Below are 14,993 nucleotides of genomic sequence, written 5' to 3' on the forward strand. Positions count from 1 at the left end.
AGCAAGATGCTGGCGGAACCAGGGGCCCCGCGGCTGATGCGCTGTGGCCAGCGGCGATGGCATCGATGCCTTCCGCCGACGGCTCACGAAAGCACACGTCTCACTAGATCCCTCACAGGGACGTTGCGCCCGCCGGGCTCAGCTGAGAGGTTCGAGTCGTGAATGGTGAGGTCACGGCAGAGGCTCTCCGGAAGGCTTTCCGTGAAGCTGACGGCTTGGAGCCGATGGTCCTTCCTGATGCTGAGGTGATCGGCTCCCTGGAGGCTGACATCGACACGTTGCGTGACGCCCTCACGAGCGCGCCGTGGATCCGTGTTGAGGAGCGCCGTGGAGGTGATGAAGGAGAAAGCTATTCCGTCTGGCCGACCGACGGCGTCCAGGTCAATTTCTTCTTCGACTGGGGAGCCCCCATCGAGTTCGACTTCGACCTTCGGGAGCTGATCGATGACGAGGCCGTCAACGGGCTTGTTCGCTTGTTTCGGCTGGTGAGTTCAGCAGTAGGCAAGGACGTCGTCGTTCGAGCCGAGGGACATGGAGACGGTCTGCCAGTCGTGCGCGTCGACGCTGGAACCGGCTGCGTTGTGCTCAGCCCTCTCTCCTGAACGATGAAGGCGCCCCGTAGGTGATCGGCTACCGGATGGGCAGCGTCATGGTGACCGCGTGAGCACCTTGCTGTCCGTGGCGGATCTGATGCGGCTACTCGACCCCATGTTCGACTCCATGCTCACTCCCCGTGAACGGAAAACGCTCACGGTACGGGTCGAGCAGATCACCGACGGGCACGAGCTCTTCGACTCCGACATCATCGAGAGCGGCTCAACCTGGCTTCGCTGGGCGGTGTTTGGCGAGGACGGGGGCTCCGGATCGTTGCAGCTGGCTCAAGGCACCCGAGAGATGGTGTTGTCTGTCCAAGGTGATCTTCAGGACTTCCTCGCAGAGACCACGTTCGCCTGGGGTGAGCTTCGCGAGCCAAGTGACCTGGCCTAGTCAGTACCTGCCTGCCTGACCGGCAAACGGTCCATCAACGGTCTCCTCTCCCGAGTGACCCGACATCTCTGCGTGTGCCTGTGAGACTCGCACGATGGACCTCGACGAGCTCGGTCAACGGATCTGCATTCTCGGGCCGTCCAACAGTGGCAAGTCGACCCTTGCGGCCGCTGTCGGCCGAGCCCGCTCGCTGCCGGTCGTGCACCTGGACCAGTACCGACACCTACCCGGAACAGACTGGCGCGAGCGACCGGACCTCGATTTCGAGTCCATGCACAACGAAGCGATGAGCACCGATCAGTGGGTCATCGAGGGCAACTATTCGCGTTGGTTGCCAGCCCGGTTGCGGCGAGCAACCGGTCTGGTGCTGCTGGATGTCTCGACCGCCGTGGGCATCGTCCGCTACTTTCGGCGCACCTTCTTCGAGCCCGACCGTGCTGGACGCTTGGAAGGCACTCGTGACCGAGTCCGCGTCGAGATGTTGCGCTTCATGCTCGGGCCGGCCAGGAGGAACCGGCTCCGTTATCGGCATGCCTTCGACGAGTTCGAGGGGCCGAAGGTGTTCCTGTCGGACCGCGCTGCCTCGGAGACCTTCTACCGCCGCAACGGGCTGGCCCGTCGAAGCCGATGACGCTGTCCGACAACCGATCCTCTGCCGAAACGCCGAGCGCTCATCTCGGCCAGTTATCCGGTACGGTCCGGGACGTGGGTGTCCTCTTCCTTGCGGTCGGAGCGGTGATCTGTGTCGCCTGGGGCTGTGCCCTCGTGCTTTTCCCGAACCCGATCGCCCGCTTTGCGAGGAAGGTCGAAGGCGAGTTTTGGGGACGCCAGATCACTCCGGAGCTGACGCGGTTCATCGGATTCGGATTCTTCCTCGGAGGCCTCGTTGCAGCAGTAACGCTGGTCGTCGGACTCATCAGGTGCTGACGAGTCAGGTGCCCGCTCGAGGATCCTTCAACGGAGCATCGCTTTGCTTGCCTCCGCGGTTGGTCGCACTTACGCTGCCCGCATGTGGTGGTGGATCGGAACCGGCTTGGTCTTGGCGGTGCTCCTCGTGCTGTGGTTCGTCATGCACCACTACACGAACTTTGGCTCTCGGGCGGCGAAGTTCGAGGGGACTGACCCCGAAGTCGCGGAGGCCCTTCGGCAGGCCGAGGCTGACATCGCGCGGGGGCGCATGTACTTCTGACGCTCTCAAGGGCCAGCGAGCCCACGGCCGTCCGGTAGGCGATCGTCAGCCGGACACTTGCGACTTCAAACCGAACCCGCTCGGTCCTGGGTTGATGGATGTGAGCAGCTTCGCTCTGTGTCGCCTTTCTCGCTGCGCTCTGTGTCGTGATCGCGTCCCGGTAGCCGATGCACCTCCGGACGCACCGCGCCGACTCGTATGCCAACCTTCAACATATGGGAATCGAACTCGTGGAGCACCGCAGCGCTAAGGACGTGCGCCGGACTCTCGAGGCGCTACCCGAATGGTTTGGTGACGTCGACGCCATCGACAACTACGTAGCGGCGGCGGAGAACGACGACTACGGGAGCCTGCTCGCTGTTGCCCCTGACGGGGTTATCGGCGCTGCACTGACACGACGTCACTTCCGCGAGGCCGCCGAGCTGCACCTCATCGCGGTGCATCCAGAGGCTCGCGGGACCGGTGTCGGGCGGTTGCTCGTCGAGCGCATCGCGTCACGGTTAGCGGTTGATGGTTGCACCCTGCTGTCGGTGCACACGGTCGGGCCGTCCTTTGAGAACGAGCCGTACGCGCAAACACGGCGTTCTACCGCAGCGTCGGCTTTGTGCCGTTGGAAGAGCACGACGGACTTGACTGGCCCGGACCCACTCTCATCCTGGTTCGCCCGTTGGTCGTTCAGATGCAACAGGACGGGTCCCGGTAGCCGATCGGCTAGCGAGACCGCCGGAGCTTCGGCGAACGGCGACAAGATGTTCGACCAACTCAAGTGACGCGCACCCTCGGGGAGCATTGCGAGCCCACGTCGGCGACAGGCCTCTGCAGGGACCGCGAGCGCACAGCCCTAGCCGCTTACCCCGTCGTAGACCCCGATCAGCCGGTCGAGGAAGGTCTGGACCGTCGCACGCTCCGCGGGGTCCAGGTCGTCGACGATGCACTCGATGCCCTCGATTAGCGGCAGCACGAGGTCGTACGCACGGTCCGAAGAGCGCTCCGCCGCCGTGACGACGAGCTTGCGTCCGTCGCTCGGGTGCCGCTCTCGCCGGACGTGCCCGGCGCCCTCGAGCCGATTCAAGACGAGCGTCATCGCGGCGGTCGAGATCTCGAGCCGACGCGCGAGCTCGGTCGGGGTGGCCGGCCCGGTCGCGATGAGGTGGTCCATCGCCTCGAGCCCCGCAGCGTCGACCGACAGTGCCGCGGCGAGGTGCCGCTCGAAGCGCTGCTGCCGGACACTGACCTGCTGCACGCGGGACCGGATGTCGTCGTCGGGGAGTGATCGCCCGTCGCGTCGCGCCGTCGCCCGGTCGTGGCGGTCCTGCCGGTCGTCGGAGCGATCGGTCGCTGGGTGCTGGTCGTGGTTCGGCACGTCACCATGGTAGTCGTGTACATTGCCAATCTCATTGGTAATCAACGATGTGAGGGACAATGACCGATCACACCCGCGGCCGCGTGCTCATCTCCGGCGCGAGCATCGCCGGCCCGGCGCTCGCCCACTGGCTCCACCGCTTCTCGTTCGAGACGGTCGTCGTCGAGCGGGCGCCGTCCCTCCGCACCGGCGGGCAAAACGTCGACGTGCGCGGAGCCGGGCGTGAGGTCGCGCGCCGGATGGGCATCGAGGACGACATCCGCGCCGCCACGACGGGCGAGGTCGGCACCCGGTTCATCGGTCCGAGCGGCCGGACGATCGCGGCGTTCCCGGCGGGGACCTCGGACTCCGGCGGGGCCACCGCCGAGCTCGAGGTCCTGCGCGGTGACCTCGCGCGGCTCCTCGTCGACGGGACGTCCGACGCCACCGAGTACCGCTACGGTGACCGGATCACCCGCATCGACCAGGACGACAACGGCGTGACCGTGGGGTTCGAGCACGGCCCGGACGACCGGTTCGATCTGGTGGTCGCGGCGGACGGCATCGGCTCGAGCACCCGTCGGCTGGTGTTCGGCGACGAGCCGGAGATCCGTTCGCTCGGGCTCGAGACGACGTACGGCACGATCCCCCGGACCGCGGCGGACGACGACTGGTGGCGCTGGTACAACGCACCGGGTGGCCGGTCGATCACCCTCCGCCCCGACCAGCACGGGACCATCCGCGCGGCGATGTCGGTCGTGACGGACCGGCAGCGGGAGCGAGCCGGTTCCGAGCGCGGCGACCTCGATGCGGTGCGCAGCCGCCTGCACGCGGTGTTCGGCGACGCCGGGTGGGAGGCGGAGCGGGTCCTCGCGGGGTTCGACCACTCCGAGGACCTCTACTCCGAGGCGATCGGACAGGTCCACGCCCCGCGCTGGTCGGACGGCCGGGTGGTGCTCGTCGGGGACGCCGCGTACTGCGCGTCGCCGGTGAGCGGGATGGGCACGAGCCTCTCGCTCACCGGCGCCTACGTCCTCGCCGGGGAACTCGCCGCCCACGTCCACCACCGCGACGCCCTGCGCGCATACGAGCGCATCATGCGCCCGTACGTCGCGAAGGCGCAGCAGCTGCCGCCGGGCACACCGCGGATCGCGAACCCGAGGTCCCGGCTCGGGATCGCGGCCTTCGGCACCGCCGTCCGCGTGGCGTCGCTGCCCCTCGTCGGGCGCCTCGGCGCCCGCTTCGCCACCCCGCCGGCCGAGGCAATCGACCTGCCGGACTACGCGCACCTGGAGTGAACAGCCGTCCAGCACGACCAACGATGCTCAACGAAGAGTTCGTGGCCTATCCGGCGACGAGTGCGTTGAACTGCCGCGAGCCGAAGAACGGGCGCGCGCTGAGCAGCGACCCGGTCCGGGGTCGACGACACGAAGTGAGTGTAGCTCGTTGAATCCCACTGGGCAGGCGGACTGGGAGCATCCCGTCGAAAGCTAAGGCCCAAGTATCTCGACGGTGCAGGAGGAGTGGAACTGCCACTCCAACCGGCATCCCGTCGGGTCGTCGGTTCAAGGCTCGCCGGGGGCGACCGTTACTTCGCGGCATGGCATTATCAGCGTTCATCACCCCGCGACGGTCGCCTTGTCCGGTAGCCGGTCCTCCAGTGGACCACGGGTGCTCGCAAGCTGCTCCGGACTCCTACGGCCCTGCTCCGGGGGGAACCCGTCTCACATAGGTGGTCCGCGAACTATCTCACTTCCCGCACGCCATACGGACGCCTCGCGACGCACGAAGACCGAGCCGACCCCTAGTCAGCGTGGCCCGTCCGTACTGCCAAACATCGTGTCCACGTCCGTCTTTCAGACACGTTGGTTGGCAGTCGGACAAGTCAGCTGGCGGACGACACAACAAACCCCCTACTGCGGCATGTCGACGAACCGCGAGAACATCCCGTGGAACGCCACGGTGATGGTGTCCGTCGGTCCGTTACGGTGCTTCGCCACGATCAGGTCCGCCTCACCCTGACGCGGGTTGTCCTTCTCGTACGCCGACTCACGGTGCAGCAGGATGACCATGTCGGCGTCCTGCTCGATGGAGCCGGACTCACGAAGGTCGGAGATCGCCGGCTTCTTGTCGGCACGCTGCTCCGGACCACGGTTCAGCTGCGACAGGGCGATGACGGGCACCTGGAGCTCCTTGGCCATCAGCTTCAGGGCACGCGAGAACTCGGAGACCTCTTGCTGGCGGCTCTCGACCTTCTTGCCCGAGGTCATCAGCTGCAGGTAGTCGATGACCACGAGCTTCAGGTTGTGCTGCTGCTTGAGTCGACGGCACTTGGCGCGGATCTCGACGAGCGTCATGTTGGGGGAGTCGTCGATGAAGAACGGGGCGTCGTTGATGCGACCGCGGGTCTGGGCGATGGTGGTCCAGTCGCGGGAGTCCACGGTGCCCTTGCGCATGTTCTGCAGCGGCACGCTGGTCTCGGCGGAGAGCAGACGCATCGCGATCTCGGCGCGACCCATCTCGAGCGAGAAGAAGGCGGCGGTCTGGTCGTGCTTGATCGCGGCGGCGCGGCACAGGTCGAGCGCGAGCGTCGACTTGCCCAGGGCGGGGCGGGCGGCGACGATGATGAGCTGTCCGGGGTGGAAGCCGTTCGTCAGGCCGTCGAGCTGCGCGAACCCGGTCGGCACGCCCGTCATCTGGCCGTCGCGGCCCTTGGCGGCCTCGATCTCGTCGAGCGCGGCGGAGATGGCGTCGGTCAGCGGGACGTAGTCCTCGGTCTGCACACCACCGGCGACGTTGTAGACCTCGGCCTGCGCGCTGTTGACGAGGTCGGTGACTTCACCCTCTGACGCGTAGCCCATCTGCACGATCCGGGTACCGGCGTCGACCAGACGACGGAGCACGGCCTTCTCGGCGACGATGCCGGCGTAGTAGCCGGCGTTCGCGGCGGTCGGCACCATGCTCGTGACGCTGTGCAGGTACTCGGCGCCGCCGGCACGGGACAGCAGCCCGGTCTTGGTCAGCTCGTCGGTGACGGCGATGACGTCGGTGGGTTCACCGTGCGAGTAGAGCGACAGGATCGCGTCGAAGATGACCTCGTGCTTGGGGACGTAGAAGTCCACACCGCGGGCGGTCTCGATGACGTCGGCGACGGCGTCCTTCGACAGGAGCATGCCACCGATGGTCGACTGCTCCGCGAGCATGTCGTGCGGCGGGGTGCGTTCCATGCCGCGGTCCGCGTAGTCCTGCGGTGCGGGCTCAAGATGTGCGATCGACACACGCTCTCCTCTGTTGACGACACGGACCTGAACCGGCGGGACAGCACCCACCGGCCGGAACCCGCACCCCTGTTTCTACCCCCGGCGACCGACATCCCCGAGTCGCTCGCCCAAGCTACGGCCCCAGAGTTATCCCCAACAAACGGCCCTGTGGATAACTCTGTGGAGAGGCTGCGGAACACGCCGGAACGCTGTGTGGAGAACTGTGGACGAGCCTGTGGAAAAAGCGGCGTACGAACACACTTTCGACCACTTGACCTGGGGTTTTCTGTTGCACACCGTGTGTGGAAAAGTGGGGTTCAAGTACCCCTTGAAGGTTCCGATTTGACACGTTTCCACTGTGTAAAACGACTTGACAAGCACCCCTCCTGTGGGGAGAGTTCCCGGCCCGTTCCCAGCCAGCGTGACCCCGTCTGAACCGTAACCGGCCAGCCCGAGTCGAGCCGCGCCTCCAGGCCCGTGACCATGTCGGCGACAGCCGTGGGACAAGCCGCGCGACCGCCCCCGGAACGCAACGACGGGCGGGCCTCCCGGAGGAGACCCGCCCGTCGTGGAGCGGAACATCAGTGCTACTTGGCAGCGACGACCTTGAGCGAGATCACGGCAGTGATGTCCTCGCGCAGGCGCACGGTGGCCTCGTGGTCACCGACGGTCTTGATGGTCGCGGGGACCTCGACCTTGCGCTTGTCGAGCGAGCCGACGCCCTGCGCCTGGACGGCGTCAGCGACGTCGCCCGGACGGACGGAGCCGAACAGACGACCGTCCTTGCCGGCCTTGACCGACAGGGTGATGGTCGCGTTCTCGAGCTTCATCTTGAGGTCCTGTGCCTCTTCGATGGTGGCGAGCTCGCGCGCGGTACGCGCGGCACGGATCGACTCGACCTGCTTCTCGCCGCCCTTGGACCACGCGACAGCGAAGCCCTGGGGGATGAGGTAGTTGCGGGCGTAGCCGTTCTTGACGTCGACGACGTCACCAGCGGAACCGAGGCCGGAGACCTCGTGGGTGAGGATGAGCTTCGACATGTGTCGACCTCCGATCAGCGGCCGGAGCCGGCGTAGGGGAGGAGCGCCATCTCACGGGCGTTCTTCACGGCACGGGCGATGAGGCGCTGCTCCTGGACGGAGACGCCGGTGATGCGACGGGCGCGGATCTTTCCACGCTCCGAGATGAACTTGCGAAGGGTCGCAACGTCCTTGTAGTCGATGACGCCGACCTTGATCGACTTCGCGGGAGCAGCGTTCTTGCCGCCCTTGCCGCGAGGCTTCCGGCGGTCGCCGGTGCTCTTTCCAGCCATAGTGATTTGTCCTTAGAAGAAAAGTTGTGTGTCCGTCGGAACGCTGAGGATCAGAACGGGGTCTCGTCGTCGAAGTTGCCGCCGGGGGTGCTCCACACGTCGTTCGACTGTGCGTTGCCGCCACCCTGCTGGCCGCCCTGGGGAGACCACGGCGCGTCCGACTGACCGCCACCGTTGTTGTTCCAGTTGCCGCCGCCGTTGCCCGCGGGGGCGCTGGCGCCGCCGCCGACCTGGCCACGACCGCCGCCACTGCCACCCGCTGCGCGGGTGATCTGTGCGGTCGCGTAGCGGAGCGACGGGCCGATCTCGTCGACCTCGAGCTCGATGCTCGTGCGCTGCTGGCCCTCACGGTCCTGGTAGGAACGCTGACGCAGACGACCCTGCGCGATGACGCGCGAGCCCTTCGTCAGCGACCCCGCCACGTGCTCGGCGAACTCGCGCCACACACTCGCGCGGAGGAACAGCGCATCGCCGTCCTTCCACTCGTTCGCCTGACGGTCGAACGTGCGAGGGGTCGACGCGATGGTGAAGTTCGCCACGGCGAGCCCGTTCTGCGTGTACCGCAGCTCGGGGTCCGCGGTGAGGTTGCCCACCACCGTGATGACGGTTTCGCCGGCCACGGGTTACTCGGCGCTCGCGGTCGCGGTCGCGGAGGCGTTGGCGGCCTTGCGGGCCGCGCGCGCCTCGTCACGCTGCTTCTGGGCGGCGACCTGCGCGATGCCCTCTTCAGCGCGGAGGACCTTCGTGCGGAGCACGGCCTCGGAGAGACCGAGCTGACGGTCGAGCTCCTTGGCGGCCTCGGGCGACGACGTGAAGTCGACGACGGCGTAGATGCCCTCGGACTTCTTCGCGATCTCGTAAGCGAGCCGGCGACGGCCCCAGACGTCCACGTTGTCGACGGTGCCACCCGCGTTGCGGATCACGGCCAGGAACTTGTCCAGGCTGGGAGCGACGGTGCGCTCATCGATCTCGGGGTCGAGGATCGCCATCAGTTCGTACTGGTGCATGCGGAACCCACCTCCTCTGGTCTCAGCGGCCCCGGGCGGTTCCCGGGGCAGGAGGGTTGATGCATGTGCCCCAGACCACGCAGGTGCGCGAGGGGCAACCTGGGTAGCCTACCGGACTGCCTGGAGGCGCGCCACCGGCGTGTGGAGAGCGGTCCCGCCCGTCAGGCGGTCGCGTCCCAGGCGCCGGTGTCTCAGGCGCTGGCGTCGCCTCGGGCGCTCCACCACTCGCGCAGGCGCTCCTCGGCCGTCTCCGGCCCGAGGGGTCCTTCGTCCATCCGGGCCTCGAGCAGGAACCGGTAGGCCTCGCCCACGGCACGCCCCGGCGGGATGTCGAGGATCCGCATGATGTCGTCGCCGGTCAGGTCCGGACGGATCGACTCGAGCTCCTCCTGCTCGGAGAGGGTCTTGATGCGGTCCTCGAGGTCGTCGTAGGCGAACGCCAGCCGGTCGGCCTTGCGGCGGTTGCGGGTGGTGACGTCCGAACGGGTGAGCTCGTGCAGCCGTTCGAGCTGGGGTCCGGCGTCACGGACGTAGCGGCGGACGGCGGAATCGGTCCAGGCGCCCTCGGTGTACCCGAAGAAGCGCAGGTGCAGCTCGATCAGGCGGGAGACCGCGGCGATGGTGTCGTTGTCGAAGCGGAGCGCACGGAGTCGCTTCTTCGCCATCTTCGAACCGACCAGGTCGTGGTGGTGGAAGCTCACGGCGCCGCCGGGCTCGAGCTTGCGCGTCGCGGGCTTGCCGATGTCGTGCAGCAGCGCCGCGAGCCGGAGCACGGTGTCCGGGGGATCGCCGGCGTGCCGCTCGGCCTCGTACCCGATGGCCTGCTCGAGCACGGTGAGCGAGTGCTCGTAGACGTCCTTGTGGTGGTGGTGCTCGTCGACCTCGAGCCGCATCTCGGGCAGCTCGGGCAGGAACCGCTCGGCGAGGCCGGTGTCGACGAGCAGCCGGAGGCCGGGGACCGGGTCGTCCGTGTTGAGCAGCTTGACGAGCTCGTCGCGGACCCGCTCGGCGGACACGATGTCGATCGACGCGACGAGCTCCTGCATCGCGGCCCGCACGTCGTCGTCGACGGTGAAGCCGAGCTGGGAGGTGAACCGTGCGGCGCGCATCATCCGCAGGGGGTCGTCGCGGAACGAGACGACCGCGGTCTGGGGCGTCCGGAGCCGTGCGGCGAGCAGGTCCTCGACGCCGCCGTGCACGTCGACGAGTTCGCGGGCCGGCAGTCGCAGGGCCATCGCGTTGACGGTGAAGTCGCGACGGAGCAGGTCGTTCTCGATGGTGTCGCCGAACGCGACCTCGGGCTTGCGGGTCTCGCCGTCGTAGACGTCGCTGCGGTACGTGGTGATCTCGACCTGCTCGCCGGCGACCCGTGCGGCGATGGTGCCGAACTGGCGACCGACGTCCCACGTGGCACTCGCGATGGGCTCGACGATCCGCAGGATGTCGTCCGGCCGGGCGTCGGTGGTGAAGTCCAGATCGGTCACCGCACGGCCGAGGAACGCGTCACGGACGGGCCCGCCGACGAGGGCGAGTTCGTGTCCGGCGTCGGCGAAGGCCCGAGCGAGGAGGTCGACGGGCTCGGTGGTGGCGAGTGCGTCGAGTCGTTCGACGGCCTGGGCAACGGACTGCATGACGGTGCTCATCCTCCCAGATCGAGGCCCCGAGTTCTCCACAAGCCGCGCGCGCACGGGACCTGTTCATGGTCGCGCCTCATACACTCGTGCTCGGCCCGAACCGACCCCGTGGCCCGCTCCCCGTATGCAGATGCTCCGCACCACGCTCGCCGCAGCCGCGTCGACCCTCGTCGCGCTCGGCCTGGTCGTCGCGCCCGTCGCCACCGATCACGCCTCGGCTTCCACGGCATCCGCCGCCAAGAGCCACGTGGCCGATCCCGCCGCCGCCGACGCGGGCAAGGCGACCATCTCGATCGCGCCGGCCAACCGCGGCGTCGTCCAGCGCGACCAGGACCTCACCCTCTCGGTCACCGTCACGAACGACACCGACGCGGCCCTGCCCGCCGGGACCGCAGACTTCCGGATCTTCCGGTCGGTGAGCACGCGCGACGTCCTCGCCGGCTGGCTTGCCGACACCACCACAACGGGTTACCTCGGCGCAGAGATGGACTCCGTGGACATCCCGGCGATCCCGGCACACCGTTCCGTCTCGATCGACTCGGTGGACATCGTCTCCGGCAACGTCGCCCTCGGCGGGTACCCCTCGTTCGGTGCCCGACGCATCGCTGCCGAGTACACGGCGGGCGACGCCTTCGCCGTGGACCGCTCGGCGATCACCTGGTACCCGGACTTCGAACAGGCCCCGGTCAGCGTCTCCGTCGCGATGCCGGTCACGGTGCCCAAGTCGACCGACGGCGTCCTCACCGCCCCGGTGCTGGCCGCCGCGACCTCGGTGGACGGCACCCTCACGCAGCAGCTCGACGCGGCCGAGGACCACAACGTCGCCGTGGCCGTCGACCCGCGGATCATCGCCTCGATCCGGCTCCTCGGCGACAACGCCCCGTCGAGCGCGACCACCTGGCTGCAGCGTCTCGAAGCACTGCGCAACGAGACCTTCGCGCTGTCCTACGCCGACGCTGACGTCACAGGCCTCCGCCAAGCCGGGTCCGACGGCATCCTGTCGCCGATCTCACTCGACCAGTCCGTCGAGTCCGAGAACTTCCCCGGCGCCGAGACCCCGGCCCCGACACCGTCGGCCACGCCGGGGCAGACCTCGTCCCCGGCACCCACCGAGACCTCGAGCGACGGCGACACGACCGGCGACGCTGCCGACCAGGCGCAGGAGACCCTGCCGACCACGGAGTCCCTGCTCGACTTCCCGTACTCGATGGACTCGATCGCCTGGCCGACCGAAGGCACCGTGTCCTCCGCCGACCTGCCCGCGCTCGAGCGTGCCGGCACGAAGACCACCATCGTCTCGAGCGGCAACACCTCGGCCGGCGCGGACACCACCATCACGGCGTCCGAGAAGATCGGCGACGACCATGTGCTCGTCTCCGACCAGTCGATGTCGTCGATGCTCCGCCGAGCCGCGGCCGCCACCGACCGGCAGGCCTTCTCGTCGGCGATGTCCGAGCTCACCGCGACGTTGGCCACCTCGGCCCGCGCAGCGACCGCCACGGGCCCGATCCTGCTGACCCTCGGGCGCGAGTGGCCGTCCGACTCCACGCGGCTCAGCCAGGCGCTGGACGCCCTCGAGAGCACCGCCTGGGTCGCCCCGGCCGACCTCTCCACCGCTTCGAAGGCCGTCGCCGGGTCGCTCACGCTCGCCAGCGCGTCCACCGGCGAGGCCCGCATCGACCAGCTCCAGCGACTCGTGCGCGGAGAACAGGGGCTCTCCGCGTTCGCGACGATCCTCGACGACCCGAACCAGCTGACCGCCCCGGCCCGGCTCCGTCTGCTCGCGCTCGCCTCGAACGCGTGGCGCGACGACGACCAGGGCCTCGCCGCCGCGGTCGAGGCCCGCACGGCCGCCTGGGCGAAGACCACCACCGAGGTCGGCATCGTCGACTCGAGCAGCCTCACCCTGCTCGGCGACCGGTCGTCCCTGCCGGTGTCCATCCGCAACAGCTCCGACTACCCGGTCACGGTGCACCTGTCCGTGCAGCCGTCCAACTCGGCGCTGCGGGTGGTCCGCAACGACATCGTCGTCGAGATCCAGCCCGACTCCTCCACCCGCGCCACCGTCCCCGTGCAGTCGGTCGCGAACGGCAAGGTCGAGCTGACGATGTCGCTCTCGAGCCCGACCGGGGTCGCCGTGGCACAGCCCGCGACCGTCGAGCTGAACGTGCAGGCGCAGTGGGAGACGGTGATCACCGCGGTCGCCGCGATCGCCCTGATCGGCATCTTCGGCTTCGGCATCTTCCGCAGCATCCGGAAGCGCATCCGCCGCCGCAACGGCGAGCTCGACGACGAGGACGACGACGACCCGAACCGCCCCCTGGCAGTCCAGCCGACGGTCGGGGGCGCGCAGGCGGCCACCACCCGGCCTGGAGGCACGGATCACCCCTCCGGAGCGGCCCCCGCACCCAGCGTGGCCGCGTCCACTGCCGGGGTGGCGACCGCAGCGCCGGGTGCAGCGCCGGCCGCTGCGCCGCCCGCGGCGGTGGACCAGGGCCCCCTGCAGGACGCCATCGCGCGCGCCGGAGCCGAGCCGGGCCTCCCGTCCGACGCAGCACGCAACACCGTCGCGGACGACCGCGACCCCGAGGAGCCGACCATCAGCGCCACCCAGCCCCAGCCCGACGTCGACGCCGAGCCGGTCGCCGAGCGCAGCCTCGGCCGGGCGAGCGCGATGCTCGCGGCGGGCACGATGGTGAGCCGCATCCTCGGTTTCGCGAAGACCTTCGTGCTGGCGTACGCGATCGGGCAGAACGCGAGCCCCTCGGCCAACGCCTTCGCCGTCGCGAACCAGCTGCCGAACAACATCTACGCGCTGATCGCGGGCGGCCTGTTGTCCGCCGTGCTCATCCCGCAGATCGTCCGCGCGATGAAGACCGGCACGGACGGCGGGCAGGCGTACGTCAACAAGATCGTGACGCTCGGTGGTTCCGTCTTCATCGTCATCACGATCGTGGCGACGGCACTCGCCCCGCTGCTGGTGCGGTTCTACACCAGCAACTCGGCGGACTCCGGTCCAGCCGCCACCGACCTCGCCGTCGCCTTCGCGTTCTGGTGCCTGCCGCAGATCCTCTTCTACGCCATGTACTCCCTGCTCGGGGAGGTCCTGAACGCGAAGCAGGTCTTCGGGCCGTTCACGTGGGCGCCGCTGCTCAACAACGTCATCGCCATCGCCGGGCTCGTCGTGTTCATCGCCCTGTACGGCACCAGCGGCAGCCAGCTCGACCAGTGGACGCCGGCGAAGATCGCACTCCTGGCCGGCAGCGCATCGCTCGGTGTCTTCGCCCAGGCTGCGTTCCTCCCGTTCTTCTGGAAGCGCGCCGGCCTGTCGTTCCGCCCCGACTTCCGCTGGCGCGGTGTGGGCCTGAAGTCCACGGGAACCGCTGCTGGCTGGCTCTTCGCGATGATCCTCGTCACCCAGATCGCCGGCATCGTGCAGTCACAGGTCGCGTGGCTCGGACGGGATGACGGTCCGGGCAACGCCGTGCTCGGCAACGCGTGGCTCATCTTCATGCTCCCGCACTCGATCATCACGGTCTCCATCGCGACGGCGTACTTCACCCGCATGAGCCACGACGCCGAACGTGGCGACCTCGACGCGGTCCGCCGCAACCTGTCGCTGTCCCTGCGCATCGTCGGGCTCTTCACCGTCTTCGCCTCGGTCGCGCTGATCGTCGTCGCCGTCCCGTTCGGCCGCCTGTACGAGGGCACGTTCGAGAGCGCCCTGCAGGTCGGCGCCGTGCTCGTCGCCTACATGCCCGGACTCGTCCTGTTCAGCATGCTGTTCGTGATCCAGCGGGTCTTCTGGGCGATGCACGACCACCGGACGCCGTTCCTGATGCAGTGCATCCAGTCGGTGCTGTTCGTCATCGGCGCCCTGGCTGTGTCGACGTTCCCCACCTCGGTCATCGGCATCGGGGTCGCCGCCTGCACCACCATCGCGGGGTCGGCGCAGACGATCGTCGCACTCGTGCTCGTCCGGAAGCGGCTCGGCAGCATCGAGGGACCGGTCATCACCCGGTCGCACGTCCAGTTCGTGATCGCCGCGCTGATCTCGGGCGTCGTCGGGCTCCTGGTCGTGAACTTCTTCGGCGCGTTCTCGGAGTCCGGGTTCGCGATGTCCGACCGCACCGGTGCCCTCATCACGATCATCCTCACCGGCGCCGCGATGGTGGCCGTGTACTTCGGAGCCCTCGTCGTCGCGAAGAACGGTGAGATCGGCAACGCCGTCCGGATGATCCGCAGCAAGCTCGGCCGCTGAT

At 68.4% G+C, this 14,993-nt stretch carries 15 protein-coding genes; 8 read left to right on the forward strand and 7 right to left on the reverse strand.

Annotated elements, in window-relative coordinates; genetic code table 11:
• Nucleotides 1-158: 158 nt before the first annotated feature.
• From ACZZ9K_RS10540 to ACZZ9K_RS10565, 6 genes are all read left to right on the forward strand, one after another.
• Nucleotides 159-602 carry a hypothetical protein gene (locus ACZZ9K_RS10540; protein ID WP_138802174.1) on the forward strand — a complete coding sequence of 148 codons (444 nt, stop codon included), beginning with the start codon at nt 159-161 and terminating at the stop codon, nt 600-602.
• Between the two features lie 58 nt (nt 603-660).
• Nucleotides 661-987, forward strand: a complete 327-nt coding sequence (locus tag ACZZ9K_RS10545) for a hypothetical protein (protein WP_138802175.1) — start codon at nt 661-663, stop codon at nt 985-987.
• A 94-nt stretch (nt 988-1,081) separates the two neighbouring features.
• A complete protein-coding gene (locus ACZZ9K_RS10550) occupies nt 1,082-1,618 on the forward strand; it encodes a P-loop NTPase family protein (protein WP_138802176.1) in 537 nt (178 codons plus the stop codon).
• 74 nt (nt 1,619-1,692) lie between these two features.
• Complete coding sequence (locus ACZZ9K_RS10555; protein WP_138802177.1) at nt 1,693-1,914, forward strand: hypothetical protein; 222 nt, start codon at nt 1,693-1,695, stop codon at nt 1,912-1,914.
• A gap of 82 nt (nt 1,915-1,996) precedes the next feature.
• The gene (locus tag ACZZ9K_RS10560; protein WP_111057426.1) at nt 1,997-2,176 is read left to right on the forward strand and encodes a hypothetical protein; all 180 of its coding nucleotides are present in this window, start codon (nt 1,997-1,999) and stop codon (nt 2,174-2,176) included.
• A 215-nt stretch (nt 2,177-2,391) separates the two neighbouring features.
• Nucleotides 2,392-2,946 (forward strand): GNAT family N-acetyltransferase, encoded by a 555-nt coding sequence (locus tag ACZZ9K_RS10565; protein WP_463444013.1) that lies wholly within the window; start codon nt 2,392-2,394, stop codon nt 2,944-2,946.
• 71 nt (nt 2,947-3,017) lie between these two features.
• Here the strand turns inward: ACZZ9K_RS10565 and ACZZ9K_RS10570 are convergent, their stop codons facing one another.
• The gene (locus tag ACZZ9K_RS10570) at nt 3,018-3,539 is read right to left on the reverse strand and encodes a MarR family winged helix-turn-helix transcriptional regulator (protein ID WP_138802179.1); all 522 of its coding nucleotides are present in this window, start codon (nt 3,537-3,539) and stop codon (nt 3,018-3,020) included.
• A gap of 59 nt (nt 3,540-3,598) precedes the next feature.
• Between ACZZ9K_RS10570 and ACZZ9K_RS10575 the strand changes: the two genes are divergently transcribed.
• Complete coding sequence (locus tag ACZZ9K_RS10575) at nt 3,599-4,816, forward strand: FAD-dependent monooxygenase (protein WP_071278456.1); 1,218 nt, start codon at nt 3,599-3,601, stop codon at nt 4,814-4,816.
• 615 nt (nt 4,817-5,431) lie between these two features.
• Here the strand turns inward: ACZZ9K_RS10575 and dnaB are convergent.
• The 6 genes from dnaB to ACZZ9K_RS10605 form a co-directional block, all read right to left on the reverse strand.
• Complete coding sequence (gene dnaB, locus ACZZ9K_RS10580; RefSeq protein ID WP_027466900.1) at nt 5,432-6,796, reverse strand: replicative DNA helicase; 1,365 nt, start codon at nt 6,794-6,796, stop codon at nt 5,432-5,434.
• A 569-nt stretch (nt 6,797-7,365) separates the two neighbouring features.
• Complete coding sequence (gene rplI, locus ACZZ9K_RS10585) at nt 7,366-7,818, reverse strand: 50S ribosomal protein L9 (RefSeq protein WP_027466901.1); 453 nt, start codon at nt 7,816-7,818, stop codon at nt 7,366-7,368.
• A 14-nt stretch (nt 7,819-7,832) separates the two neighbouring features.
• Nucleotides 7,833-8,090 (reverse strand): 30S ribosomal protein S18, encoded by a 258-nt coding sequence (rpsR, locus tag ACZZ9K_RS10590; protein WP_017887834.1) that lies wholly within the window; start codon nt 8,088-8,090, stop codon nt 7,833-7,835.
• A 50-nt stretch (nt 8,091-8,140) separates the two neighbouring features.
• Entirely contained in the window at nt 8,141-8,710 is a 570-nt protein-coding gene (locus tag ACZZ9K_RS10595; RefSeq protein ID WP_027466902.1) for a single-stranded DNA-binding protein, read from the reverse strand.
• Between the two features lie 3 nt (nt 8,711-8,713).
• Nucleotides 8,714-9,097 carry a 30S ribosomal protein S6 gene (gene rpsF / locus ACZZ9K_RS10600; RefSeq protein WP_027466903.1) on the reverse strand — a complete coding sequence of 128 codons (384 nt, stop codon included), beginning with the start codon at nt 9,095-9,097 and terminating at the stop codon, nt 8,714-8,716.
• Between the two features lie 191 nt (nt 9,098-9,288).
• Nucleotides 9,289-10,728, reverse strand: a complete 1,440-nt coding sequence (locus ACZZ9K_RS10605) for a CCA tRNA nucleotidyltransferase (protein ID WP_463444014.1) — start codon at nt 10,726-10,728, stop codon at nt 9,289-9,291.
• 127 nt (nt 10,729-10,855) lie between these two features.
• Between ACZZ9K_RS10605 and ACZZ9K_RS10610 the strand changes: the two genes are divergently transcribed.
• Nucleotides 10,856-14,992 (forward strand): DUF6049 family protein, encoded by a 4,137-nt coding sequence (locus ACZZ9K_RS10610; RefSeq protein ID WP_463444015.1) that lies wholly within the window; start codon nt 10,856-10,858, stop codon nt 14,990-14,992.
• Nucleotide 14,993: the final 1 nt, after the last annotated feature.

Source organism: Curtobacterium sp. AC268, assembly GCF_979258745.1.